This is a genomic window from Dorea sp. AF24-7LB (genome assembly GCF_003478575.1).
In the GTDB taxonomy this organism is placed as follows: Bacteria; Bacillota; Clostridia; order Lachnospirales; family Lachnospiraceae; genus Dorea_D; species Dorea_D hominis.
This window is the reverse complement of sequence record NZ_QUFR01000001.1, coordinates 366,124-390,280: the sequence shown is the minus strand read 5'-3', so window position 1 is coordinate 390,280 and position 24,157 is coordinate 366,124. Positions and strand designations below refer to the sequence as shown.

26 protein-coding genes are annotated in these 24,157 nt (G+C 42.6%); 24 read left to right on the top strand and 2 right to left on the bottom strand.

Annotation, left to right across the window (positions count from 1 at the left end; genetic code table 11):
- Positions 1 to 76: 76 nt before the first annotated feature.
- A complete protein-coding gene (locus DWY31_RS01930) occupies positions 77 to 1,063 on the bottom strand; it encodes an FAD:protein FMN transferase (RefSeq protein WP_021860488.1) in 987 nt (328 codons plus the stop codon).
- A 129-nt stretch (positions 1,064 to 1,192) separates the two neighbouring features.
- Between DWY31_RS01930 and DWY31_RS01925 the strand changes: the two genes are divergently transcribed.
- The 20 genes from DWY31_RS01925 (at position 1,193) to DWY31_RS01835 (ending at position 18,376) form a co-directional block, all read left to right on the top strand.
- Positions 1,193 to 1,570, top strand: a complete 378-nt coding sequence (locus DWY31_RS01925) for a NusG domain II-containing protein (protein WP_021860487.1) — start codon at positions 1,193 to 1,195, stop codon at positions 1,568 to 1,570.
- 32 nt (positions 1,571 to 1,602) lie between these two features.
- Positions 1,603 to 2,094, top strand: a complete 492-nt coding sequence (locus tag DWY31_RS01920) for a Gx transporter family protein (protein ID WP_118287862.1) — start codon at positions 1,603 to 1,605, stop codon at positions 2,092 to 2,094.
- 16 nt (positions 2,095 to 2,110) lie between these two features.
- Positions 2,111 to 2,719: a Holliday junction branch migration protein RuvA gene (ruvA, locus tag DWY31_RS01915; protein WP_021860485.1), complete on the top strand. Its 609-nt coding sequence runs from the start codon at positions 2,111 to 2,113 to the stop codon at positions 2,717 to 2,719.
- A 13-nt stretch (positions 2,720 to 2,732) separates the two neighbouring features.
- The gene (gene ruvB / locus DWY31_RS01910) at positions 2,733 to 3,737 is read left to right on the top strand and encodes a Holliday junction branch migration DNA helicase RuvB (RefSeq protein ID WP_117537183.1); all 1,005 of its coding nucleotides are present in this window, start codon (positions 2,733 to 2,735) and stop codon (positions 3,735 to 3,737) included.
- Between the two features lie 99 nt (positions 3,738 to 3,836).
- Positions 3,837 to 4,241, top strand: coding sequence for a cell division protein ZapA (gene zapA, locus DWY31_RS01905; protein ID WP_021860483.1), 405 nt, complete (start codon positions 3,837 to 3,839; stop codon positions 4,239 to 4,241).
- Positions 4,242 to 4,530: 289 nt separating this feature from the next.
- The gene (locus tag DWY31_RS01900) at positions 4,531 to 6,702 is read left to right on the top strand and encodes a peptidase U32 family protein (protein WP_118519377.1); all 2,172 of its coding nucleotides are present in this window, start codon (positions 4,531 to 4,533) and stop codon (positions 6,700 to 6,702) included.
- A gap of 8 nt (positions 6,703 to 6,710) precedes the next feature.
- On the top strand, positions 6,711 to 8,183 hold the full coding sequence (locus DWY31_RS01895) for an FtsW/RodA/SpoVE family cell cycle protein (protein ID WP_118519376.1): 1,473 nt from the start codon (positions 6,711 to 6,713) through the stop codon (positions 8,181 to 8,183).
- 37 nt (positions 8,184 to 8,220) lie between these two features.
- Complete coding sequence (locus DWY31_RS01890; RefSeq protein ID WP_199537823.1) at positions 8,221 to 9,552, top strand: peptidoglycan D,D-transpeptidase FtsI family protein; 1,332 nt, start codon at positions 8,221 to 8,223, stop codon at positions 9,550 to 9,552.
- A 16-nt stretch (positions 9,553 to 9,568) separates the two neighbouring features.
- Entirely contained in the window at positions 9,569 to 9,892 is a 324-nt protein-coding gene (locus tag DWY31_RS01885; RefSeq protein ID WP_118519433.1) for a hypothetical protein, read from the top strand.
- A 1-nt stretch (position 9,893) separates the two neighbouring features.
- Positions 9,894 to 10,922, top strand: a complete 1,029-nt coding sequence (locus DWY31_RS01880) for a DUF2953 domain-containing protein (RefSeq protein WP_118519375.1) — start codon at positions 9,894 to 9,896, stop codon at positions 10,920 to 10,922.
- A gap of 17 nt (positions 10,923 to 10,939) precedes the next feature.
- The gene (locus DWY31_RS01875) at positions 10,940 to 11,323 is read left to right on the top strand and encodes a GerW family sporulation protein (RefSeq protein WP_021860477.1); all 384 of its coding nucleotides are present in this window, start codon (positions 10,940 to 10,942) and stop codon (positions 11,321 to 11,323) included.
- Between the two features lie 80 nt (positions 11,324 to 11,403).
- Positions 11,404 to 11,541, top strand: coding sequence for a hypothetical protein (locus tag DWY31_RS13985; protein ID WP_186855190.1), 138 nt, complete (start codon positions 11,404 to 11,406; stop codon positions 11,539 to 11,541).
- 166 nt (positions 11,542 to 11,707) lie between these two features.
- On the top strand, positions 11,708 to 11,896 hold the full coding sequence (rpmB, locus tag DWY31_RS01870) for a 50S ribosomal protein L28 (RefSeq protein WP_021860476.1): 189 nt from the start codon (positions 11,708 to 11,710) through the stop codon (positions 11,894 to 11,896).
- 194 nt (positions 11,897 to 12,090) lie between these two features.
- The gene (locus tag DWY31_RS01865; RefSeq protein ID WP_021860475.1) at positions 12,091 to 12,450 is read left to right on the top strand and encodes an Asp23/Gls24 family envelope stress response protein; all 360 of its coding nucleotides are present in this window, start codon (positions 12,091 to 12,093) and stop codon (positions 12,448 to 12,450) included.
- A 19-nt stretch (positions 12,451 to 12,469) separates the two neighbouring features.
- Positions 12,470 to 14,131 carry a DAK2 domain-containing protein gene (locus DWY31_RS01860; RefSeq protein ID WP_117537187.1) on the top strand — a complete coding sequence of 554 codons (1,662 nt, stop codon included), beginning with the start codon at positions 12,470 to 12,472 and terminating at the stop codon, positions 14,129 to 14,131.
- A gap of 72 nt (positions 14,132 to 14,203) precedes the next feature.
- Positions 14,204 to 16,234, top strand: coding sequence for an ATP-dependent DNA helicase RecG (gene recG / locus DWY31_RS01855; RefSeq protein WP_118519374.1), 2,031 nt, complete (start codon positions 14,204 to 14,206; stop codon positions 16,232 to 16,234).
- Between the two features lie 84 nt (positions 16,235 to 16,318).
- On the top strand, positions 16,319 to 16,525 hold the full coding sequence (locus DWY31_RS01850) for an alpha/beta-type small acid-soluble spore protein (protein WP_021860472.1): 207 nt from the start codon (positions 16,319 to 16,321) through the stop codon (positions 16,523 to 16,525).
- Between the two features lie 152 nt (positions 16,526 to 16,677).
- The gene (gene rsmD / locus DWY31_RS01845; protein ID WP_021860471.1) at positions 16,678 to 17,244 is read left to right on the top strand and encodes a 16S rRNA (guanine(966)-N(2))-methyltransferase RsmD; all 567 of its coding nucleotides are present in this window, start codon (positions 16,678 to 16,680) and stop codon (positions 17,242 to 17,244) included.
- A complete protein-coding gene (coaD, locus tag DWY31_RS01840; RefSeq protein ID WP_021860470.1) occupies positions 17,238 to 17,732 on the top strand; it encodes a pantetheine-phosphate adenylyltransferase in 495 nt (164 codons plus the stop codon). The genes rsmD and coaD overlap by 7 nt, the downstream gene beginning before the upstream one ends.
- On the top strand, positions 17,732 to 18,376 hold the full coding sequence (locus DWY31_RS01835) for a hypothetical protein (protein WP_021860469.1): 645 nt from the start codon (positions 17,732 to 17,734) through the stop codon (positions 18,374 to 18,376). Before coaD ends, DWY31_RS01835 begins: the two co-directional genes overlap by 1 nt.
- A gap of 36 nt (positions 18,377 to 18,412) precedes the next feature.
- Here the strand turns inward: DWY31_RS01835 and DWY31_RS01830 are convergent, their stop codons facing one another.
- The gene (locus DWY31_RS01830; RefSeq protein WP_021860468.1) at positions 18,413 to 19,330 is read right to left on the bottom strand and encodes a nucleoside recognition domain-containing protein; all 918 of its coding nucleotides are present in this window, start codon (positions 19,328 to 19,330) and stop codon (positions 18,413 to 18,415) included.
- Positions 19,331 to 19,441: 111 nt separating this feature from the next.
- Here DWY31_RS01830 and DWY31_RS01825 point away from each other — a divergent pair, with 111 nt between their 5' ends.
- The 4 genes from DWY31_RS01825 (at position 19,442) to DWY31_RS01810 (ending at position 24,120) form a co-directional block, all read left to right on the top strand.
- A complete protein-coding gene (locus DWY31_RS01825) occupies positions 19,442 to 20,890 on the top strand; it encodes an aminoacyl-histidine dipeptidase (protein WP_021860467.1) in 1,449 nt (482 codons plus the stop codon).
- 403 nt (positions 20,891 to 21,293) lie between these two features.
- Entirely contained in the window at positions 21,294 to 21,893 is a 600-nt protein-coding gene (locus DWY31_RS01820; RefSeq protein ID WP_243060347.1) for a M23 family metallopeptidase, read from the top strand.
- 128 nt (positions 21,894 to 22,021) lie between these two features.
- Positions 22,022 to 23,407 (top strand): RsmF rRNA methyltransferase first C-terminal domain-containing protein, encoded by a 1,386-nt coding sequence (locus DWY31_RS01815; RefSeq protein WP_021860465.1) that lies wholly within the window; start codon positions 22,022 to 22,024, stop codon positions 23,405 to 23,407.
- Entirely contained in the window at positions 23,407 to 24,120 is a 714-nt protein-coding gene (locus DWY31_RS01810; RefSeq protein ID WP_118519373.1) for a pseudouridine synthase, read from the top strand. Before DWY31_RS01815 ends, DWY31_RS01810 begins: the two co-directional genes overlap by 1 nt.
- Positions 24,121 to 24,157: the final 37 nt, after the last annotated feature.

Sequence of the window (24,157 nt, the reverse complement as noted above, 5' to 3'; positions counted from 1 at the left end):
GTAAAGTGATCGTCTTTCTTTTGCTTTATTCCATTATCTGTGATCGTCAGCTGAAACATCTAAAGAATACCAGCTACTAGTGATTTTTTTGGAAATTATTCGAATAATGAAGTTCGCCATCATTTGTAATAAAAATGGCGTCAACATTATCTAACTGGTTTACCATATTCAGTGCGCGGTCATATCCCATCATCAGACAGATGGTACTCAGCGCATCTGCTGTTAGTGATGAATCTGTGATAACAGATACACTGTACAGATCTGTCTTGCATGGCTTTCCGGTTGAAGGCGAGAGCACGTGATGGTAAATCTTTCCGTTCTTTTCAAAATATCGTTCGTAAATGCCACTGGTGACAACAGACTGATCATCAATCTTTACAGAAGCGATCGCTTCGCCGTTTTTTCCAAATGGCTTCTGGATGCCGATGTGATAATCCGAACCATCCGGCTTGGTACCAATCGTCTGTACATTGCCGCCGAGATTAATCGTCGCGTGTTTCACGCCTTTCTTTTTCAGATAGTCTTTTACGCGGTCTGCAATATAACCTTTGGCGATTCCGCCGAGGTCAATTTTCGCATGTTTGTCTGCCAGCGTAACAGCATTGCCATTTATTATTACATCGTGATAATTGACGTGGGAAAGCTTTTTGTCGATTTTTGCGGAAGATGGTACCTTTTTCTTGCCGGAACGGAAATCCCACAGGCGGGAAACAGAACCGATGGTAATATCAAATTCACTTTTCGAGAACTTTCCATAATAAAGCCCTTTTTTGATCAGACTGATCGTATCGTCCGAAACGGTAACAGCTTTTCCTTTTGCATGATTAATCTTATATACATCGCCTTTTTTGTTGTCCGGTGAGAACATAGCGTCGTATTTCTTACATAATGTTTCGCAGCCCTTGATGACAGAAGTATTGGCAGAATCCAGGATCTGCACCTTAATTGTGGTGTCAAATAATGTGTCACTGTAAGTAAGCCCGCGTTTTCCGGAAAGTCCGGAACAACCGGTCAGAAGAAGTGAAACACACATGGCTGCTGCCGTGATTTTTTTTAGTTTCATAATACACCTCCAGGTCGGCAGTCATAATCTTAAGTTATTATACCATGAAAAATAAGATATGCAATCGAACATGTGATTGCAGTGTTTGATTTCTTGTGTTAGAATGTAACGCAGAGAGGAACGGTGTATATGAAAGAAAAGATGCATTTGAAGAAAAAAGACTGGGTTTTAATTGCGATTATCATTGTTGTAGCGGGTCTTGCCTTCTTTCTCCATAACCTTCTTGGCGCCAAAGGTGCGAATTGTGTTGTGGTGAAAGTAGACGGGAAGATTGAGGGAACCTATTCTCTTGGAGAGGATCAGGAGATTTCCATCAATGGTGGAACGAATACACTTGTGATTAAAAATAACAGAGCGAAGATGAAAGAGGCAGACTGCCCGGATCAACTCTGCGTGAACCAGAAAGCAATTTCAAAAAACAATGAGAGCATTATCTGTCTTCCGAATAAAGTGGTTGTTGAAGTTGAGAGCAGTGAGAACAGTGAATTTGATGCTGTATCAAATTAAGGTATTGTAGCAGGAAGGAAGATAAGGAGTACGTGAAGAGCAGAGTAGCATATTTTGGAGTGTTTACGGCATTGGCATTGATTTTTAGTTATGTAGAGACATTGATTCCGGTCAACCTCGGGATTCCCGGTGTGAAACTTGGACTTGCGAATCTGATCATTGTTGTTGCCTTATATAAGATGCGCCTTTCAGAGGCGTATCTTCTTTCTGTCGTGCGTGTATTGCTGGCAGGATTTATTTTTGGAAATTATTTCAGTATTATATACAGCCTTGCCGGAGGACTTTTAAGTCTGACTGTAATGGCGCTTCTTAAGAAGTGGGGAGGATTCAGCTTGCAGGGAATCAGTATTGCAGGCGGTGTCTTCCACAATATCGGACAGCTTATTGTTGCGGCTGTTGTGGTAGAGACATTCAGCGTTACTTATTATTTCCCGGTACTTCTGGTAGCAGGGCTGCTTACCGGACTTGTGATCGGCATTGTTGCGGAGATGATGCTTAAGAGGCTTGTGAATATACAGTTTTAGGTAAATGGAGGAACAGATGATTCAATATATCAGAGGTGAACTTGCGGTTGTGGAAGCAGATCGCGTGATCGTAGATGTCGGTGGCGTCGGCTATGGTATTTTCATGCCGGTAGAGTCGATCAGCCAGCTGCCGCCGGTCGGCAATGAGGTGCGTATTTATACTTATCTTAATGTAAAAGAAGACGCGATGCAGTTATTTGGATTCCTGACAAGAGATGATCTGCAGGTATTCAAGTTGTTGATCGGTGTGAACGGGATCGGACCAAAAGGCGGTCAGGCAGTACTGTCTGTATTAAGCCCGGATGATCTGCGTTTTGCAGTATTATCCGGTGATGTGAAAGCAATCTGTGCGGCACCGGGAATCGGCAAGAAGACAGCAGAAAAGGTCATTTTAGAGCTTAAGGACAAGCTAAGCCTTGAGGATGCGTTAGAGCATACGATGACCGGAGACGCCGGGGATATTTCTTGCGGAGATCCGTCCGGAGTCCAGAGCGAAGCTGTTCAGGCGCTGACAGCGCTTGGCTACAGCAGTACAGAGGCTTTAAGAGCTGTGAAGAAAATAGAAATAACAGAAGCAATGGATGTCGAAGCTGTATTAAAACAGGCTTTGAAACAGATGCTGTAAAGGATCGATAAAGATGAGCAGAAGAATCATAACAACAGAGAATCTGGAAGAAGATGCGAAGATCGAGAACAATCTCCGCCCGCAGCTTCTGGACGATTATATCGGACAGGCAAAGGCGAAGGAGATGCTGAATGTATATATCCGTGCGGCGAGAGAGCGAGGAGATGCACTGGATCATGTCCTGTTTTATGGCCCGCCGGGACTTGGAAAGACAACACTTGCCGGGATTATTGCCAATGAGATGGGCGTGAATATTAAGATCACATCCGGACCGGCAATTGAAAAACCGGGTGAGATGGCAGCAATTTTAAATAATCTGCAGGAGAAGGATGTTCTTTTTGTAGATGAGATCCATCGGCTGAACCGCCAGGTAGAAGAAGTACTTTATCCTGCGATGGAAGATTATGCGATTGATATCATGATCGGAAAGGGCGCAACTGCAAGATCTATTCGGTTGGATCTTCCAAAATTCACACTGGTAGGTGCAACGACGAGAGCAGGTATGCTGACAGCGCCGCTCCGGGACCGTTTCGGAGTTGTACACCGGATGGAATATTATACAACTGAGGAACTGGTGACGATCATCAAGCGTTCAGCGAGAGTACTGGAAGTAGGAATCGATGAAGCGGGCGCTCTGGCGCTGGCGAGACGTTCCAGAGGAACACCGAGACTGGCAAACCGTCTGTTAAAGCGTGTGCGGGATTTTGCACAGGTAAAGTATGACGGAGATATCACAAAGGAAGTTGCAGACTATGCACTGGATCTTCTGGATGTAGATAAAGAAGGTCTTGATCAGACAGACAGGGAACTTTTGCTTACGATCGTGAATAAATTTGCCGGAGGCCCGGTAGGGCTGGACACACTGGCAGCTTCTGTCGGAGAAGATGCAGGAACGATCGAGGATGTATACGAACCGTATCTGCTGAAAAATGGATTTATCCAGCGTACTCCGAAGGGAAGAATTGTCACAGAAAAAGCATATATACATCTTGGCATTGAGATGAATATGGAAGTCTGAAAAATCGGCAGAAAAACCATCAGATGAAAAAAAGGTTGGTTTTTTGCACAGATTAGTTTATAATGGTAAAAAGATTATGAATGTATGCGGGAGGCATTTATGGCATCATCAAAGAATTTTACAGAAGTATTAATCGGGGGAAAGGTATTTACACTGAGCGGATTTGAGAGCGAAGACTATCTGCAGAAAGTATCTACTTACCTGAATCATAAACTGGACGAGCTCGGAGCAAGCGACGGATATCGCAAGCAGAACGCTGAGACAAGAAGTATCCTTCTGGCACTTAATATTGCGGATGATTATTTCAAAGCAAAGAAGCAGGGAACTTCACTGGAAAACGATATCGAGGAGAAAGACAAGGACATGTACGAACTGAAACATGACTTGATATCCGTGCAGATCAAGCTTGAGAATGCTGAGAAAGCGATGGATAAGTTAAAAGAAGAGAACAAAGAACTTCAGCTTAAGATCGTTCAGTTGGAGACAGAGAATAAAAATAAGTAAGGGCTGTCGAGTGACAGCCTTTTTCATGTAACAGGAAATTGCATTTTCTGTTACATGAAAAACCTCCGGCGGGATGCGCACTCGCACGAAGAGGTAGATTGTTGTAAACTGTCTACGTTTCACTCCGGTCGTTGCTAAACGAGCGTCGCAGGCGCTCAGCAACGCGCTCGGTGCGGAAATATGCCAGGACACAATTTATTTGTTTAAAAGGAAACTTCGCTGCCAGAGATATTCAGATGAGATGTGAAATATCTGGCAGGGCAGATATTATAGAACAAGGAGTAGTTGGATGAACAGAGAGGCGGAGAATAGGCACAATCATATAGAGATACTGGCACCGGCAGGTTCCTATGAAAGTCTGACTGCGGCACTTGCCGCCGGAGCGGATGCGATTTATGCCGGCGGGATGCGTTTTGGCGCAAGGGCATATGCAGGCAATCTGGATGAAGAGCAGTATCTGCGTGCCATTGATGAGGTACATTTACAGCAGAGGAAGATTTATATGACGGTGAATACGCTGCTGAAGGATTATGAACTTGCAGAATTGTATGAGTATCTGTTGCCATATTACCGTCAGGGGCTGGATGCCGTAATTGTTCAGGATTTGGGTGTTTTTTCGTTTATCCGTGAGGTTTTTCCGGATCTGCCGGTGCATGTCAGCACGCAGATGACAGTGACAGGCGAGTACGGAGCAGAATTTTTCGGCAGAAAGGGTGCAACGCGTATTGTTCCGGCAAGAGAGATCAGTCTTGAGGAAGTGCGTCGGATGAAAGAACGGACAGGTCTGGAGATGGAATGCTTTGTTCACGGTGCAATGTGTTACTGTTATTCCGGCCAGTGTCTGATGAGCAGTATGATTGGCGGAAGAAGTGGTAACCGGGGACAGTGTGCACAGCCGTGCCGTCTTCCATATTCAGTAGAGGGAAAGAAACCGCAGGATCTGATGAGCCTTAAGGATCTGTGCACAATAGAGATGATCCCGGATCTGATCGAAGCCGGAATTGACTCTTTTAAGATTGAAGGCAGGATGAAGCAGCCGGAATATGTCTATACGGTTGTACGGATGTACCGCAAATACGTGAATCTTTATTTGCAGAAAGGGCGCGATGGTTTCCGTGTGAAGCCGGAAGATCTTAAAACTCTGGAGAATGCCTACAGAAGAAGAGGCTATATGAAGGGTTATTATCAATGCGAAAATGGCAGATCGATGTTATCACTAAAACGGCCAAAAGGAGAAGAACAGGTAGAGACGCTTCCGGAATTTTCAAAAAAGCAAGAAAAAATTAAGGGAGTCTTCACACTTTCCGAAGGAAGTCGTGCTAAAATAGACTTATGCTGTCGGGAGGTATCTGTTTCTTGTGAAGGCGCCGAAGTGCAGAAAGCACTGAAGCAGCCGTTAGATGAGAAGCGTATTGATAAGCAGATGCGCAAGACAGGTCAGACGCCATTTACATTTGATGAGTTGGAAATCCATACGGAAGGCAGTATTTTTCTACCAATGCAGGCAATCAATGAACTGCGACGGGAAAGTCTGGGATTATTAGAAGAAAAATTATTAGAACCATATCGCAGAACTTCAGAGTCATCGGAATGTGTCGAAACATTTTTTGAGAGACAGGATGAGATCTGCAGCGAATATAATAATGTTCCGGCGGATGAGAGATTTACAGTGCGCGTATGCACACCGGAACAGTTTGAAGCCGCAGCAGGCAGAGAAGATGTTGCAGTGATCCTGGCAGAAAGTACACTTTGTGAGGCGAAAGAATGGAAAAATCTCAGAGAGAAGCTCTCTGATGATCAGAAACTATATCTTGCTATGCCATATATTTTCCGGAAACGTGCAGTTAAGCTGTTTGAACAGTACTGTGCAGAACTTAAGAAGAGTTTTGATGGCGTGATGATCCGCAATTTCGAGAGCCTTGCATGGTTGAAAGAGAAAAATTACACGGATGAGATTCTGACAGATTACAATATGTATGTATTTAATCACAGTGGAAAAGCTTTTCTGAAGCAGGAAGGCATTTCTCGGTTTACGGCATCTGTTGAACTCAATGGCAGAGAATTAAAAGACTGCGGTCTTTTGGGTGGTATGTTGAGTATTTACGGATACCAGCCGGTGATGATCACGGCAAACTGTATACAGAAGAATACGAGGAGCTGTGAGAGAAAGCCGTCACTTTTATATTTGACGGACCGTTATCAGAACAGATTTTCGGTAAGGAATGAGTGCAGTTTCTGCTATAATATTATTTATAACCCGGTTCCGCTTATGCTTATGAAACAGCATAAAGAGATCCGGAATTTACAGCCATCGGCACTGCGGCTGGATTTCACGATGGAATCCGGAAAAGAAACGCGGGATATTATAAATGTATATGGAGATGTATTTTTACGGGAAAGAAATGCACAGCTTCCGGAAGCCTCCTATACAAAAGGACATTTTAAACGAGGAGTGAAGTAGGTGAGAGTTTGGTAAATATAATCGTACAACTATCCAAATATGTGATGATTCTGCTGATCATTATGTACACATTCTTATGTTTCAGCATATTTGGTTATCAGGACCCGGACAGAAAACGTTATCTTCTACGCCGACAGAATATATTAATGTTTCTGATGCATGCGATCGCATTTGCAGTGATGTATTTACAGACGGATGACATCAAAATGCTGGCGTTTTATCTGATGCAGGTAGTATTGTTTGGAGCTACGATCATTTTGTACACATTGCTATATCCAAAGGTATCCAGACTGGTCGTCAATAATATGTGTATGCTGTTATGCATTGGATTTATCATGCTGACGAGGCTGAATTATTCTTATGCGATCAAGCAGTTTATGATCGCGGCGGCAGGTATTGCATGCAGTCTGGTTGTACCAGTGATCATCCGGAAATTCAAGTTTCTGGCAGAATGGAGAAAATTTTACGCAGTGATCGGTATCTTTTCACTGGCGGCAGTTGTTGTCTGGGGAGGCGTATCCGGAGGTGCAAAGCTTGGATTTTCAACAAAGGTTGCGAATATCCAGCCGTCAGAGCTTGTGAAGATTGTTTTTGTATTCTTTGTTGCCTCCAGTTTTAAGCTTTCACTGGAATTTAAGAATATTGTGATCACGACAGCGCTGGCAGCATTCCATGTGCTGATTCTGGTTGTATCCAAAGACCTTGGTGCGGCACTCATCATATTTGTTGTATATCTCGTTATGCTCTATGTGGCAACGAGACAGCCTCTGTATATATTTGCCGGACTGGGTGCCGGGAGTCTGGCGTCCGTGGCGGCATATTATCTGTTCAACCATGTGCGTGTGCGTGTCATCGTATGGAAAGATCCGCTTGCTGTATACGCGAACGGCGGACAGCAGGTAGCACAGTCTTTATTTGCAATCGGCACCGGAAGTTGGTTCGGACTTGGTTTATTTGAGGGAGTGCCGAATACGATCCCGGTTGCAGTATCCGATTTCATTTTTGCAGCGATCGGTGAAGAGATGGGACTGATCTACGGACTTTGTATGATACTGATCTGTGTGAGCTGTTATATTATGTTTTTAAATATTGCAATGCAGCTTCACAACGGATTTTACAAGCTGGTAGCGCTGGGGCTTGGAACCTGTTATATTTTCCAGGTGTTTCTTGCCATTGGAGGTGTGACCAAGTTTATTCCATCCACCGGTGTGACCATTCCTCTGGTCAGCTATGGTGGTAGTTCACTGTTCAGTACAGTGATCATGTTTGCGATTATTCAGGGACTTTATATTTTAAGAGAAGACGAGGAAGAGGACATTGAAAGAAAGAAGAAGGAACGGTTACGAGCAAAGAGAAGCAGACAGGAACATGCGCCGCAGAGAAGAACGCCGGCATATGACCGCCAGAGACCGCAGGCGCGCCCGCAGGGAAGAAAAGCGCCGCGCAAAGCGCAAACGCGCCCGCAACAAAGAGTTCGCTAGAGTAACATATGTTTTTGTCACACTTTTCTTAGTCATGATGGGATATATATCCTATTTTAATGTTGTAAAAAGTAAAGATTTCATAAGCAGTCCGTACAACCGGAGATCAGATACGCTTGCCAAACGTGTTACAAGAGGTAAGATTCTGGACAAAAGAGGGAAAGTACTTGCTCAGACGACAACTTCCGCAGATGGAAGCGAGACGAGGGAATATCCGTATGGAAGAGAATTTGCCCATGTAGTCGGGTATACGGCAAAAGGGAAATACGGTCTGGAATCCAGAATGAATTCCGAACTTCTGTCGTCAAATGCATTTTTTTTGGAGAAGCTAACGAATGAATTTCAGGATAAGAAGAATCCGGGAGACAATGTTGTCACAACACTGGATGTGAAATTACAGAGAGCAGCGTATGATGCGCTGGGAGACCGAAAGGGTGCGGTTGTTGCCATGGATCCGAAGACAGGCAAAGTTCTTGCCATGGTATCAAAGCCGGACTTCAATCCGGAGACAGTGGAAGACAAATGGCAGACACTCAATACGGATTCATCGGCAAGACTGTTAAACCGTGCAACACAGGGACAGTATCCGCCGGGATCTACATTTAAAGTGATAACAGCACTGGAGTATATAAGAGAACATGGCAATCCGGATGATTATTCTTATGTGTGCCAGGGACAGATCGAAGCTGGATCGAATACGATCCACTGCTTTGGCGGAAAAGTGCACGGACAGGTAAGTTTCAGAGACAGCCTTGCTTATTCCTGCAATACCTCTTTCAGTAATATCGGACAGGGACTGAAGATCCCGGATTTTAAGAAGACTACAAAGAAGCTGCTGTTTGATTCAAAACTTCCGGGGAATATTTCTTATAAAGAAAGTCATTTTGCATTAAGTGACCAGGCAGGAATCGCGGAACGTATGATGACAGCGATCGGACAGGGAAAGACACAGGTAAGTCCATATCATATGGCACTCATTACTTCGGCAATTGCAAATGGCGGAACATTGATGAAGCCGTACCTTGTGGATTCTGTGACAAATTACAAAGGCGCTGTGATAAGCTCGACGAAACCGGAAAAATATGCAGAACTGATGACAGCGAAAGAAGCTTCCATGTTAAAGGATTATATGTCCAGTGTAACAAAATACGGAACAGCAGCATCAGCAATGAGCGGAACAAGTTATACAACAGCAGGAAAGACTGGAACAGCAGAGTACAGTTCGGATAAGAACAAAGACCACTCCTGGTTTATCGGTATGTCGAACGTGGATGATCCGGATCTTGTTGTCAGCGTTGTGATCGAAGCAGCAGACGGTAATGCGAAAGCAGTCAATGTGGCAAGGAAAGTTTTTGATGCCTATTATTAAAGAAAGAGGGCGGCATATGCATATTTATAAATATTTATATGTGCCGGAAGGCCTGCAGAAGAAAAAAGAAAATCTGATTAAAAAACTGAAAAACGGGAAATTATTACCCGGAGTTTATCTGATCACACTTGCATCGACAGATCAGAACCAGCTGGATATTTTCCCGGCATGTATGCGCAGGCAGAAAAATTATCCGGAGGAGCTGCCGCTTGTCGTGGGCCTTACAAAAGATTTTGAGGATGCGCTGGAAATAGTGGAAGGAATCACACAGGAAGTGTATAATGAAACCAAAGGTGCGGATATCCGTTCCTATATTTTAGAAAAAGAACGGGAAGGTTAAGATGCTACATATATTGTTGTTGATCTTGAAAATAATAGGAATCATAATCGCAGTGATACTGGGAATACTGCTATTGCTGATTCTGATCCTGCTGTTTGTTCCTGTTCGTTACAAAGCACAGGGCGTACGCAGAGGGACTACAGACAGCTTGAAAGGAAAGGTGTGCATAACGTGGCTTTTACATTTGTTCAGAATCGATCTGCTGTATAAGGACAACCATCTGATATGGAAATTACGGATTGTGTTCTGGAAACGAAGATCTGCAAAGAAGCGAAGCGCAGAAATAAAGGAGGAGAAAGCCGATGAGAAAGATGACGAAAAAGAACGGTCTGTTAACGAAGAACCGGATACAGCAGTGGAAGAAACTGATGAAGCGCATGAAGAGCCAGAGAAAAAGAGGTCTGTTGAAGCGTATGAAGAGCCAGAAGTGGAAGAAGAATTACAGGTGGCTGAAAAAGCACAAGATGTTAAGAAACTTCCGCAGACGGTACAGTGTGAAGAAGATAAAGAAAAATCTGGACAAATTTCAGAAGATCCTGAAAAAACTGAAAAGAAAAAATCTAAACGGAAGAATCCGGATAAAAAAGAATCTTACATTCAGAGGATTGTAAAGAAGATAAAGAGAACGCGCGATAAGATGCGTGAGCAGAAGCAGACAGTTGTGGATAAGAAAGAGCAATTGATGTCCTTTCTTCGGGACGAGACGCATAAAGCTGCATTTGAAAAAGCTAAAAAAGAGCTTTTCCGTTTTCTGAAAGCGTGGAAACCAAAGAAGCTGGAAGGAAAGATAAGATTTGGATTTGAAGATCCGGCTTATACCGGTGAAGTGCTGGCTGTATTAAGTGTATTTTATCCGCTCTTTGGGTCGGCATTTGAAGTGCATCCGGATTTTGAACAGGCAGTATTTGGAGGAAGCCTTCTCTGCAAAGGAAACTTACGGTTAAATCATCTTGCGAGACTTGCATGGGTATTGTTCTGGAACCGGAATATCAGAACGACCTATCGGGATATAAAAAATTATGAAAGATAAAGTCAGGAGGAAATAATATGGCAGACAATAATTTTAAAGGAACAGTAGAAGCATTGTTCCGGGGAATGGATAGTGTTGTTTCATCAAAGACAGTTGTCGGAGATGCAATTCACATCGGAGATACGATCATTCTTCCACTTGTAGATGTCTCTTTTGGTATCGGAGCCGGCGCATTCAGCGGCGATAAGAAGGAAAAAGGGGCAGGAGGTGTCGGCGGTAAGATGTCTCCGTGTGCGGTGCTTGTGATCCAGAATGGTAAAACAAAACTTGTAAATATCAAGAATCAGGATACGATGACGAAGATCCTGGATATGATTCCGGATGCCATCGACAAGTTTACCGGCGATAAAGATGACAAGATGACGGAGAAAGATGTTATGGATATTCTTGACGAGGAATAACCAGGCAGAGAACTTTGTAATGTTTTCCGGCAAATTTGCATAAAATAATATGAAAAGAATTGATAAAGGCAGTGAGAATTATGAAGAAAGTAATCGGATTTGCTTTGTTCTGGGTTGCTGTCGGGCTTATTCTGTCTATGATCTTACCAAATGCTTTTATAGAAGTGATCTGTATTATTTTATGTATACTGGCAGGGTATAATCTGTTCTGCTGCTAGCAGGCGGTGCAGACAGGAGAGAACACTTTTGCCGCCTTGAAAACATATTTTCATCTTAAGATTACATTTTTATAAAAAATACTTGCAATTAGATAACAAGTCTGTTACAATGTCAATGTTGCGAGTCTGGAGAACAGACTTATTATGAGCGTTAGGAGGTGCAGTCATGGCTAAATGTGCTATTTGTGAAAAGGGTGCTCACTTTGGTAACAATGTAAGTCACTCACATAGAAGATCACCAAAGATGTGGAAATCAAACGTAAAATCAGTTCGTGTTAAGACAGAAGGCGGAGCTACAAAGAAAATGTATGTTTGTACTTCTTGCTTAAAATCAGGCAAAGTTGAACGTGCTTAATCAAGAATGTGATTGGAATTAAAAACTCAGGTTCGATTTGGAATCTGAGTTTTTTATATGACAAAAAATTACATTTTTATGACAGAACAGGCGCTGTCTGCTATGCGTGACTTGTAATAAATGAGCAAACAGGGTATAATATAGAAGATTAGACTATACTTAAAATGATAAATAGAAGAAGTGGAGGTTGCAGTATGAAGGGATGCGTTAGTACAGATCTTGGAATTATTACAATTGATCCTGAGGTTATTGCAAAATATGCCGGAACCGTTGCAGTAGAATGCTTTGGTATCGTTGGTATGGCTGCTGTTAATATGAAGGATGGTTTTGTACATTTGCTTAAAAGAGAGAGCCTGACACGTGGTATTCAGGTTCACATTTCTGATGACAATCACATCAGTCTTGATTTTCATGCGATCGTCGCATATGGTGTCAGTATCTCTGCAGTAACAGAGAACCTGATCAGCAATGTACAGTATAAAGTAGAAGAATTTTCAGGTATGCCGGTTGATAAGATCAATATCTATATCGAAGGTGTAAGAGTCATCGATTAGTTAAGGAGGAACATAAGAAGTGGCTACAAAGACAATTAATGTGGACATGCTTGCAAAGATGTTTCTTGCAGGTGCACAGAATATAGAGGCAAAGAAAGAATTTATCAATGAGCTGAATGTTTTTCCGGTTCCGGATGGAGACACAGGAACGAACATGTCACTGACAATTATGTCTGCAGCAAAGGAAGTAACAGCACTTGAGAATCCGGGTATGAAAGAGCTTGCAAAAGCAATCTCATCCGGTTCCCTGCGTGGCGCAAGAGGTAACTCCGGTGTTATCCTGTCACAGCTTTTAAGAGGATTTACCAAGTCAATCCGCGAAGAGAAAGAGATTGACGTGATCGCACTTGCAGCAGCATGCACAAGAGCGCGTGATACAGCTTATAAAGCAGTTATGAAGCCGAAGGAAGGAACAATTCTTACAGTTGCCAGCGGTATTGCTGAGAAGGCTTCTGAGCTGGCACAGGAGACAGATGATCTCGAAGAGTTCATCCCGGCAGTGATCGAACATGCAAAAGAAGTGCTTGCAAAGACTCCGGAGATGCTTCCGGTTCTTAAAGAAGCCGGCGTTGTAGATTCCGGCGGACAGGGACTTCTGGAAGTGATTTCAGGAGCATATGATGCATTCCTTGGAAAAGAAGTAGATTACAGTGCGATCCAGCCTGCCGGCGGTGTGACTGTAACGAAAGTGAATGCAGAAGATACGGCAGATATCAAGTTCGGATATTGTACAGAGTTCATTATCCTTACAGAGAAAGAATTTACAGAAGCAGATGAACATGATTTTAAAGCATATCTGTCATCCATCGGCGATTCTATCGTATGTGTTGCAGATGACGATGTTGTGAAGATCCATGTGCATACAAATGATCCGGGACTTGCGATTCAGAGAGCGTTGACATACGGACAGCTCTCCCGCATGAAAATTGACAATATGCGCGAGGAGCATCAGGAAAAACTGATCCGTGATGCCGAGAAACTTGCGGCAGCACAGGAAGAAGAGAAGGCCAAAGAGCCTAGAAAACCAATGGGATTTATTACGGTATCAATTGGTGAAGGACTGAATTCCATTTTCAAAGAACTTGGAGCTGATTATATTATCGAAGGCGGTCAGACAATGAATCCGAGTACGGAAGATATGCTCAAGGCAATTGATGCAGTGAATGCAGACAGTGTATTTATCCTTCCGAACAATAAGAATATTGTCCTTGCTGCAAATCAGGCAAAAGCGCTTGTGGAAGATAAAGAGATCATTGTAATTCCGACAAAGACAGTACCACAGGGAATCACAGCACTGATCAATTTTGTGCCGGACGCAGATGCGAAGAGCAACGAAGAGACGATGCTGGAAGAGATTAAGAATGTTAAGACCGGACAGATCACATATGCAGTCCGTGATACGAAGATTGATGAGAAAGAGATTCATGAAGGAGATATCATGGGAATCGGTGACAGCGGAATCCTTTCTGTTGGAACGGAAGTGGAGGCAACAGCGCTGGATATGCTGGAGCAGCTTGTAGATGATGATTCGGCACTGATCAGCCTGTATTATGGAGCTGATGTATCAGAAGAAGATGCAGATGCATTTACAGAGAAAGTAACGGAGAAATATCCGGATGTAGACGTTGATGCGCAGTTTGGTGGACAGCCGATCTATTATTACGTATTGGCAGTTGAATAGAAAAAAAGCAGGATAAAAGGGGACTTTAAGCGGTCCTCTTTTTGTTATTGATGTTACTACGCAGGAGCAGTTATGATCACAGAAACAAGTATTAAAGAATTAAAAGGAATCGGAGAGAAAACAGAAAAACTGTTTGCGAAGATTGGTATTTCTACGGTAGGAGATATGCTCCGTTATTATCCGAGAGGCTATGATATATATGAAGAGCCGGTGTCAATAAGCGATGTAAGAGAAGGACAGGTAGTGGCAGTAAACGGCATGATTTTTGGCCGTGTGCAGGTATCCGGGAACCGCAGCCTGCAGGTGACGACGATGCATGTGAAAGATCTGACCGGAACGCTTAAGGTTATCTGGTTCCGGATGCCGTATCTTCGTAATACATTTCAAAAAGGCGGTGCAGTTACGCTTCGCGGTAAGATTGTGCGAAAACGAAACGAACTTGTCATGGAACATCCGGAGGTCTTTTATCCGCCGGAACAGTATGACGGGAAAAAAAATACGCTGCAGCCAATCTATGGTCTGACAGCCGGACTTTCCAATCATGCCATTATGAAAGCAATGCATCAGGCGCTTGACGGGATGGATCTGACCAGAGAACGTCTGCCGAAGGAACTGCGTATGCGTTATGAACTTGCAGAGTACAATTATGCGGTCCGGGGAATTCATTTTCCAGAGGACAAGGCTGTTTTCATGCATGCAAGAAAGCGTCTTGTATTTGAAGAATTTCTTCAGTTTATTCTTGCAATCCGAAAATTAAAAGATAAGAATGAAAAACTGGAAAATGAATATGTGATCCCGGTACACCCGGATATAGATGCATTTATAGCGAAGCTTCCATATAAACTGACAAATGCACAGAAGAAAGTCTGGAAAGAGATTGCAACAGATATGGCGGGAGAGATGACCATGTCACGTCTGGTGCAGGGGGATGTCGGTTCCGGAAAAACGATCGTTGCAGTTCTGGCGCTTTTTAATACAGCGCTTTCAGGATGCCAGGGCGCAATGATGGCTCCGACAGAAGTTCTTGCAAGACAGCATTACGCGTCAATATGTAATATGCTGGAAACCTATGATATTCCAGTGAAAGCAGTGCTCCTGACAGGTTCCATGACCGCAAAGGAAAAACGGCGTGCCTATGACCGGATAGAGTGCGGATTTGCGAAGATTATCATCGGAACCCATGCGCTTATACAGGATGCGGTAAATTATGATAATCTGGCGCTTGTTGTGACCGATGAACAGCATCGTTTTGGCGTGAAGCAGAGAGAGAGTTTCGCGCAGAAAGGCGGTACACCGCATGTGCTTGTTATGAGTGCGACACCGATTCCGCGCACGCTTGCAATCATTTTATACGGTGAACTGGACATATCGGTGATTGATGAGCTTCCGGCAAACCGTATCCCGATCAAAAACTGCGTCGTAGATACCGGATACAGGCAGACTGCCTATCAGTTTATGAAAAAACAGATCGCAGAAGGAAGACAGTGTTATGTTATCTGTCCGATGGTCGAAGAGAGTGAGAACATGGAAGCAGAAAATGTCACGGACTACAGCAGGATGCTTCAGGATGAGATGGGCGCAGATGTGCAGGTGGGCTGCCTGCATGGAAAGATGAAACAGGTATACAAAGATGAGATCATGCAGCAATTTGCAGAAAATCAGATTCAGATCCTTGTATCCACTACGGTAATTGAAGTCGGAATCGATGTGCCGAATGCGACAGTTATGCTGATTGAAAACGCGGAACGTTTTGGACTTGCCCAGCTCCATCAGCTCCGGGGACGTGTCGGAAGAGGTGCATATCAGTCTTATTGCATTTTTATGACCGGTTCTGATGCAAAAGAGACGAAAAAAAGACTGGATATTCTGAATCATTCCAACGATGGTTTCAAAATTGCAAGTGAAGATCTGAAGCTTCGTGGTCCGGGTGATCTGTTTGGCATCCGTCAAAGCGGTCTTATGGATTTTAAAATCGGAGATATTTATCAGGATGCGGCAATCTTGCAAATGGCAAATGAAGCGGCAGACTGGATTTTAGAAGAATATCCGGAATGGTTGAAAAAAATTCCAGATTATGAAAGAACTTCTAGTGTAATAATTTAATTCCTCCATATACTAGGATTGTAACCAAAACAAATATTACAAAAGGTTACAGAACAACACAGAGATTAAAAGGAGGAGTATAAAATGGCAAATCGTTCATCAAACAGAGCCGCCGTACCGGAGGCAAAAGGAGCATTAGACAAATTCAAATACGAGGTAGCAAGTGAACTTGGTGTACCATTATCAGACGGGTACAACGGAGACCTGACATCAAAACAGAACGGATCTGTTGGTGGTTATATGGTTAAGAAAATGATCGAAGAACAGGAAAAACAGATGTCCGGTAAATAAGGAAAAGAAAAATCGGCGCATGGCAGAAAATGCTGTGTGCCGATTTGACTTTTATATAGTAAATACGTATAATGAACGGGAAAAAGATATTTTGCTGAAAGAAGAAATATTAATAGAAGAACTATATAATAAGCGAAGCAAGTGAGGATGTTATGAGAGTAATAGCAGGATCTGCCAAAAGATTACAACTGAAAACGATTGAAGGAATGGACACACGTCCGACAACCGACCGGATCAAAGAGACATTATTTAATATGATTACACCGAGCCTTTATGACTGCCGGTTTCTGGATCTGTTTGCCGGAAGCGGCGGTATCGGAATCGAGGCTTTAAGCCGTGGCGCGAAGGAAGCCGTGTTTGTTGAGAAAAATCCGAAAGCAGTTTCATGTATCAAAGAGAATTTAAAATATACAAAACTGGATTCCAATGCACAGGTAGTGGCAACAGATGTATTAAGTGCACTGGCAAGACTTCGCGGAACCAGTGCGTTTGGCATTATTTTCATGGATCCGCCGTATAACCATAATCTGGAGAAACAAGTACTTGCGAGTCTGAATGATTCAAATCTGGTGGATGAAGATACACTGCTGATCGTAGAAGCGTCCAAAGAGACAACGTTTGACGATGTAGAAGCACTCGGTTATTCGATTATCAAGGAGAAATTATATAAGACAAATAAACATGTATTTTTGGAGAAAACAGGAGGAACGGTATGTTAAGAGCAATTTATCCGGGAAGTTTTGATCCGGTGACGAACGGACATCTGGATGTGATCAGAAGAGCAAGCGGACTTGTTGACGAACTCATTGTCGGAGTGCTGAATAATAAGGCAAAAACCCCGTTGTTTTCCGTAGAAGAACGTGTTAAAATGTTAAAAGAAGTTACAAAAGAACTGCCGGGAGTGAAGATTGTACCATTTGAAGGACTTCTGATCGATTTTGCGAAAGAGATGTCAGCGAAGATGGTCGTGCGTGGCTTGCGTGCTGTGACAGATTTTGAATATGAATTGCAGATGGCACAGACGAATCACAAGCTGGCAGAGGATATTGAGACAGTGTTTTTAACAACAAGTCTGGAATATTCTTATCTCAGTTCCACGATAGTAAAGGAAGTGGCAGCTTTTGGAGGGGATATATCTCAATTTGTTCCAGAACATGTTGAGGAGAAAATAAAATCGAAGATCACGAAAAAAGGAGAGTGTGAATAATGAGCAGCCGTATTGAGCAGATTATTGAAGAAATTGAGGAGTATATCGACAGTTGTAAATTTCAGCCGTTATCTACAACGAAGATTATTGTAAATAAAGACCAGATGGACGAGCTTCTTCGTGAACTGCGTATGCGTACGCCGGAAGAGATCAAGCGTTATCAGAAGATTATTGCAAATAAAGATGCAATCCTTGCTGATGCACAGAACAAAGCAGACAATATGATCGAGGAAGCGCACATTCAGACGAATGAACTTGTCAGTGAGCACGAGATCATGCAGCAGGCATATGCCCAGGCAAATGAAATCGTAACCGCAGCAACTGACCAGGCACAGGAGATTCTGGATAATGCGACAAGAGATGCGAATGATATCCGTATCGGAGCGATCCGTTATACTGATGATCTGCTTGCCAATGCAGAGAGCATTATTGGACATACACTGGACAGCTACACTACAAAATATGATGGGCTTGTCAATTCTCTGCAGGAGTGTTATGACCGCGTACATAACAATCGTCAAGAATTAGAAGTTCCGGATCAGAATATGGTTCAAGAAGAACCGGTCTACGAAGAGGCGGAAGAGATTCCGGAAGTAGAAGAACCGGTCTATGAAGAGGCAGAGAATGTTGAATACAAGGAATAATTTCTGTATAAAACAGAATATAATATAGATCCTGTTTTAAAAACAAAAGATATATATGTAAGCAAGCAAGCTGGTTATCCCTGTGATGATCAGCTTTTTTGCTATGTAATCGCCAATAGAAAGACCGCTTCCACGGATCATGCTGTACGTCTGTGCCACGGAACACCAGCCTCCAAACGAAGCCAGTCCGGTTGCAAGTACAAAAGCCAGGTCTGTCGGAACTCCCGAATTACAGATTAAAGCAATACCATTTGTAATTTCAAGGGAAGGAAGAAATAGGAAGGTCAACAACGGATGTGTAAATGGCAATTCTTTACCAAACTGCAGAAAAACGGAAAAGATAATAATATAACCGCCAATTTTTGTGATTGTCTCAAAAGACTGCATGATGCAGTCATCCAGCATATTCCAGGTAAAATGAGGTGAAGGAGAAGAAGCGCTGGATGTGACAGCGGGGCAGTATATTTTGCGGAACGGAATACTCATAAGGATAGGAACGCCCTCGATCAGGAGCATACCGGGGAACAGAAGATCCGGACGCTTTAAATGAATGTAGAAAATGTAACTGATCAGAAACATTGGACTTGTCTGGTTGCAGAAAGAAAGCAGATAAGAGGCTTCGTTTACTGTGATTTTACCTTCTCTTTTTAAATCAGCCGTGACTTTACTTCCCATCGGATAGCCGCATAAGAAACCGACAAGCAGTGCGAAAGAACCATAGTCGGAGATACCGAACAGAGGACGGAGTATGGGACGGACAAGTCTGGAGATCAAGAAGAATCCGTTGCTTTTTAAAAGCAGGGCTGTCAGTATTAAAAATGGCAGCAATACAGGAAGGACTGTCTGAAACCAGAGCATCAGACCAAGGCTTGCCCCACAGATCGCAGTCTGCGGAAAAAACAGCATCAGGAAAAAAATGATAATTGTAACTACGATAAAAAAATAACAATCCATAATTCAGACTTTCGTAAGAAGATTCTTAATTTATTTTATGAATTAAGTTGATTTTTTATGATTTGTATACCATAATATAGATAGAATTTGTCGAAAAGAGAGGTAAGAAAAATGGCAGTATTAGAAAATTTAGAACCTAAGAAAGTATTTCACTTTTTTGAGGAAATCAGCAAAGTTCCGAGGGGAACATTTGATACGAAGAAGATCAGTGACTTTTGCGTTGAGTTTGCAAAAGAAAGAAATCTTGAGTACATTCAGGACGACACGAACAATGTAATTATCAAGAAACCGGGAACAGCAGGATATGAGAACAGCGATCCGGTGATCATTCAGGGACATCTGGATATGGTCTGCGAGAAGAGACCGGGAAGTACACATGATTTCAAAAAAGATGGACTGGAGCTTTATGTAGAAGATGGTTTTGTAAAAGCCAAAGATACAACGCTTGGTGCTGATGATGGTATTGCGGTTGCGATGGCAATGGCATTATTAGACAGTGACGATATTCCACATCCACCGATCGAAGCAGTTTTTACAATTGATGAAGAAACAGGCATGTATGGTGCGATTGCTTTAGATTTCAGTAACTTAAAAGGCAAGACACTGATCAATGTGGATTCTGAGATTGAAGGCATTCTGACAACTGGATGTGCAGGTGGAATTAACATTGAAGCAAGAATTCCATTCCACAGAGAAAAGATGGATGGAACAGAGGTGTTGGTGAAAGTTCACGGACTGCTTGGGGGACACTCCGGTATGGAGATTGACAAACAGCGCGGTAATGCAAATAAGATGATGGGACGTCTTCTGGATGCCGTTTCCAAAGAAGTTAAATTCCATATGGTATCCATCAATGGAGGATCCAAGGATAATGTTATTGCTCGGAATTGTGAGGCAGTTTTACTTGTAGCTGAGAGTGATATTGAGAAAGTAAAAAAATGTACAGATCAGATGAGAGAAATCTGGACAGCTGAATTTGTCGGTGAAGAACCAACATTGGAACTGGATGTAGAAGTCAAAGGTCAGACAACGATGGATGCTTTTGATGATGAAGCAACAGATCATATTATTACATATATTATAATTTCGCCAAACGGATTGGTTGAATTCAGCCGTTCCCTGAAAGGTCTTGTAGAGACTTCCCTGAATATGGGTGTTGTCAGCACGGATGAAGATCATGTAAAAGTAAGATACCAGATGCGAAGCTCTTTCGAATCCAAGAAGCAGGAGATGCGTGCAGAAATCGAACGGTGCTGTAAAGCAGTCGGAGCGGAAGCTGTTATCAACGGAGAGTATCCGGCATGGCAGTACAATCCGGAATCTAAATTACAGAAATTGATGTCTGATATATACGAAGATATGTATGGAAAGAAAGCGGTTGTATTTGCTACGCACAGTGGGCTGGAATGTGGTTTCTTCATGGATAAGTGTCCGGGATTGGATTGCGTATCTATGGGACCGGATATGCTGGATGTACACTCTTTCAATGAAAAACTGGATATTGCTTCTACAGAGAGAACATGGGATTATCTGAAAGCAATTCTTGCGAAATTAAAATAATACGCAGTATCTGAAGAGTAATAATACAGAACGCTGAAGGATGTTTAATTAGCAGTTTAATAAGTTTAATAATTGAATAAGAAAAATAAAACACGGGCACTGTGGATCATAACGATCTGTAGTGCCTGTGTTTTGCTTTTTCAATCATTAATCGAAAGCAGAGTCGCTATAACAGAAGATTATATAAAGAATTATGTTGTATGATACGCCAGGGCATAATGATATGCTTAAAATACATATAGTGGTATTAAAAAGAACTAATAATAAATGCGAAATGAAACGAAGATTCAAAACAAAAAGAAATAACTGCCGAAAAGTGGGAATGTATATTTTGATAATGGTGATAGTGGTTCTAATTAAAACCACCTATGATAATAGCGCGAATAAAAGCATAGAAAAGAATATGCTTGTTGAAGAAATACGCGCGGGATTCGCGTCGGAAAAACTTGAAAAATCCAGTAGCAAAAATACAGATGTCCTGCAAAAATACCACAGGTGGACGAAACAGGTAAAAAAAGAAGTGGTGTATTTTCCACTGCCCGAACCGGTAGATAATGCAAAATTTAAAATCACTTTTGAAAACTCCTGGATGTTGGAACGCACTTATGGTGGGAAAAGAGGACACGAAGGCTGCGACCTTATGGTTGCGAACAGTAAAGCGGGAACGTGTCCGGTTGTAAGTATGACGGATGGGACGATTACGAATCTTGGGTGGACAGAAAAAGGCGGATATAGAATCGGCGTAACTTCTGACAGTGGTACTTATTACTACTACGCACATTTGCATAGCTTTGGCAATAAGAAAAGAGGGGATACAGTTATAGCGGGAGAGGTGATTGGGTTTATGGGGGATTCCGGCTATGGGGAAGAGGGGAAAACAGGAAAATTCCCAGTACATCTGCATGTCGGAATTTATAAATACGATAAAGGAATGGAAATCAGTGTAAATCCATATTACATTTTACAAAAATGCAAACGACAAAAGCTTAAATATCATTTTTGACGGTGCCGATTTTGCAATCAGTATTGTTATATGTTATACTAAAAAAGCGTATAGGCATTTGCGAAACGGATGATGAATCAGCGATATGTTATGCGTATATTTTGCAAAGAACATAAGGAAGGTAAGACATGAAACTGCCCGATAAATTTGAAGAAAAGATGCAGGCACTTTTAGGAGATGAATTTCCGGAGTATTTGTCCTGCTATGATGAGCCGAGATATTACGGCTTGCGTGTAAATACAAATAAAATATCTGTAGAAGATTTTAAGAAGATCTGTCCATTTGAGATCACGCCGATTCCGTGGATTGAAAATGGGTTTTATTACGATGGAGACAAGGTAACACCATCCAGACACCCATATTATTTTGCTGGATTGTATTACCTTCAGGAACCAAGTGCCATGACACCTGCCAATCGTCTGCCGGTAGAACCGGGCGATAAGGTGCTGGACGTTTGTGCAGCTCCGGGTGGCAAGGCGACAGAATTAGGTGCAAAGCTAAAAGGAGAGGGGGTTCTGATAGCCAATGATATCAGCAATTCCAGAGCAAAAGGATTGCTAAAAAATATAGAAGTATTTGGTATTGGCAATGTTCTGGTGCTGAGCGAAGAGCCTGGAAAGCTGGAAGATTATTTTGCGGAATATTTTGATAAAATTCTGATCGATGCACCGTGCTCCGGCGAAGGTATGTTCCGGAAGGACAAAAAGATGGTGAAGGCATGGGAAGAACATGGCCCTGAATTTTTTGCTAATATCCAGAAAAGTATTATTACGCAGGCAGCGAGAATGTTAAAACCTGGTGGCATGCTGCTCTATTCTACCTGTACCTTTGATGGCAGGGAGAATGAAGGGACAATTGAATATTTATTGAAAAAATATCCGGAATTTGAGATATTAGGTATAAAAGGCTACGAAGGATTTGAAAAAGGAATGCCGGAGCTTACAGCTTCAAAGTCTGAAGAATTTGCAAAAACAGTCCGTATCTTTCCTCATAAGATGAAAGGGGAAGGACACTACCTTGCACTTCTGAGAAAAGGAAAGCCACTCCCTGCAACCGATAAGAAACTGCTTCCTGGCAAGAAAAGCAAAAAAAAATTACCGGAAGATCTGGAAGTGTTCCTTGAGGATACTACGTGGGAACTGGATGCAGCAAGGCTGGATGTCCATGGAGAACGGGTTTACTACATGCCGGAAGATCTGCCGGATGTATGTGGCATTCGTTTCCTGCGAACAGGGCTGTTGCTTGGCGAACTTAAGAAAAAACGGTTTGAACCAAGTCAGGCGCTTGCCATGTGCCTGAAAAAGGACGAGTACAAAAAAGTATTAGATTTCCCGGTATCAGATGAGCGCGTGAAACGTTATCTGAAAGGGGAGACACTGGATGTAGAAGATATGACTGGATCAAAGGAAAAAGGCTGGTATCTGGTTTGCGTAGACGGCTATCCGCTTGGATTTGGTAAATTATCAGGACAGACGCTGAAAAATAAATATCTTCCGGGATGGAGGCTTTGCTAATGATCAGACTGGATAAATATCTGGCAGATATGAGTATCGGTACACGCCAGGAAGTAAAGAAATATATCCGTCAGGGACGCGTGAAGATAAATGAAGATATTATAAAGAAGCCGGAATATAAGATCCGGGAAGACGAAGATAAAATTACGTTTGACGGTGCACCGGTTGCTTATGAAACATTTGAATATTATATGCTGAATAAGCCGGCTGGTGTGATATCTGCAACAGAAGACAAAAGAGATAAAACAGTTCTGGATCTCATAAAAGAGAAAAAACGTAAAGATTTATTTCCGGTCGGTCGTCTGGATAAAGATACAGAGGGGCTTCTTCTTATAACAAATGATGGAGCACTGGCACATAGACTGTTATCGCCCAAAAAACATGTCGATAAGTGCTATTATGCGAAGATCAGCGGTGGCGTGACGGAGGAGGATGTCCGTGTATTCAAAGAGAGAATCAATATTGGTACTCAGGAAGAACCAGAGTGGACAATGCCTGCGGAACTGAAGATTCTGGAAAAAGGCACGGTTTCACGTATCCGGCTGACAATCCGGGAGGGGAAATTTCATCAGGTAAAACGTATGTTTCTGGCTGTTGGTAAGGAAGTTGTCTATCTGAAACGGGAACGTATGGGTGCACTTGTACTGGATGAAGAGCTTGCTCCGGGAGAATACCGGAAACTTACAGACAGCGAATTGAAGAGTATCCTATAATTTAGTAAGATAACTAGTAATTAATATGAGAAAACAT

Coding starts and splice junctions, on each gene's coding strand:
- DWY31_RS01830 (WP_021860468.1), bottom strand. CDS start 19,330: ATGGATTGTTATTTTTTTATCGTAGTTACAATTATCATTTTTTTCCTG.
- coaD (WP_021860470.1), top strand. CDS start 17,238: ATGTTAAGAGCAATTTATCCGGGAAGTTTTGATCCGGTGACGAACGGA.
- rsmD (WP_021860471.1), top strand. CDS start 16,678: ATGAGAGTAATAGCAGGATCTGCCAAAAGATTACAACTGAAAACGATT.
- DWY31_RS01835 (WP_021860469.1), top strand. CDS start 17,732: ATGAGCAGCCGTATTGAGCAGATTATTGAAGAAATTGAGGAGTATATC.
- DWY31_RS01900 (WP_118519377.1), top strand. CDS start 4,531: ATGAACAGAGAGGCGGAGAATAGGCACAATCATATAGAGATACTGGCA.
- DWY31_RS01930 (WP_021860488.1), bottom strand. CDS start 1,063: ATGAAACTAAAAAAAATCACGGCAGCAGCCATGTGTGTTTCACTTCTT.
- DWY31_RS01815 (WP_021860465.1), top strand. CDS start 22,022: ATGAAACTGCCCGATAAATTTGAAGAAAAGATGCAGGCACTTTTAGGA.
- DWY31_RS01820 (WP_243060347.1), top strand. CDS start 21,294: ATGCTTGTTGAAGAAATACGCGCGGGATTCGCGTCGGAAAAACTTGAA.
- DWY31_RS13985 (WP_186855190.1), top strand. CDS start 11,404: ATGAAGAAAGTAATCGGATTTGCTTTGTTCTGGGTTGCTGTCGGGCTT.
- zapA (WP_021860483.1), top strand. CDS start 3,837: ATGGCATCATCAAAGAATTTTACAGAAGTATTAATCGGGGGAAAGGTA.
- DWY31_RS01810 (WP_118519373.1), top strand. CDS start 23,407: ATGATCAGACTGGATAAATATCTGGCAGATATGAGTATCGGTACACGC.
- DWY31_RS01850 (WP_021860472.1), top strand. CDS start 16,319: ATGGCAAATCGTTCATCAAACAGAGCCGCCGTACCGGAGGCAAAAGGA.
- DWY31_RS01880 (WP_118519375.1), top strand. CDS start 9,894: ATGCTACATATATTGTTGTTGATCTTGAAAATAATAGGAATCATAATC.
- ruvB (WP_117537183.1), top strand. CDS start 2,733: ATGAGCAGAAGAATCATAACAACAGAGAATCTGGAAGAAGATGCGAAG.
- ruvA (WP_021860485.1), top strand. CDS start 2,111: ATGATTCAATATATCAGAGGTGAACTTGCGGTTGTGGAAGCAGATCGC.
- recG (WP_118519374.1), top strand. CDS start 14,204: ATGATCACAGAAACAAGTATTAAAGAATTAAAAGGAATCGGAGAGAAA.
- DWY31_RS01865 (WP_021860475.1), top strand. CDS start 12,091: ATGAAGGGATGCGTTAGTACAGATCTTGGAATTATTACAATTGATCCT.
- DWY31_RS01890 (WP_199537823.1), top strand. CDS start 8,221: ATGGGATATATATCCTATTTTAATGTTGTAAAAAGTAAAGATTTCATA.
- DWY31_RS01925 (WP_021860487.1), top strand. CDS start 1,193: ATGAAAGAAAAGATGCATTTGAAGAAAAAAGACTGGGTTTTAATTGCG.
- DWY31_RS01825 (WP_021860467.1), top strand. CDS start 19,442: ATGGCAGTATTAGAAAATTTAGAACCTAAGAAAGTATTTCACTTTTTT.
- rpmB (WP_021860476.1), top strand. CDS start 11,708: ATGGCTAAATGTGCTATTTGTGAAAAGGGTGCTCACTTTGGTAACAAT.
- DWY31_RS01875 (WP_021860477.1), top strand. CDS start 10,940: ATGGCAGACAATAATTTTAAAGGAACAGTAGAAGCATTGTTCCGGGGA.
- DWY31_RS01885 (WP_118519433.1), top strand. CDS start 9,569: ATGCATATTTATAAATATTTATATGTGCCGGAAGGCCTGCAGAAGAAA.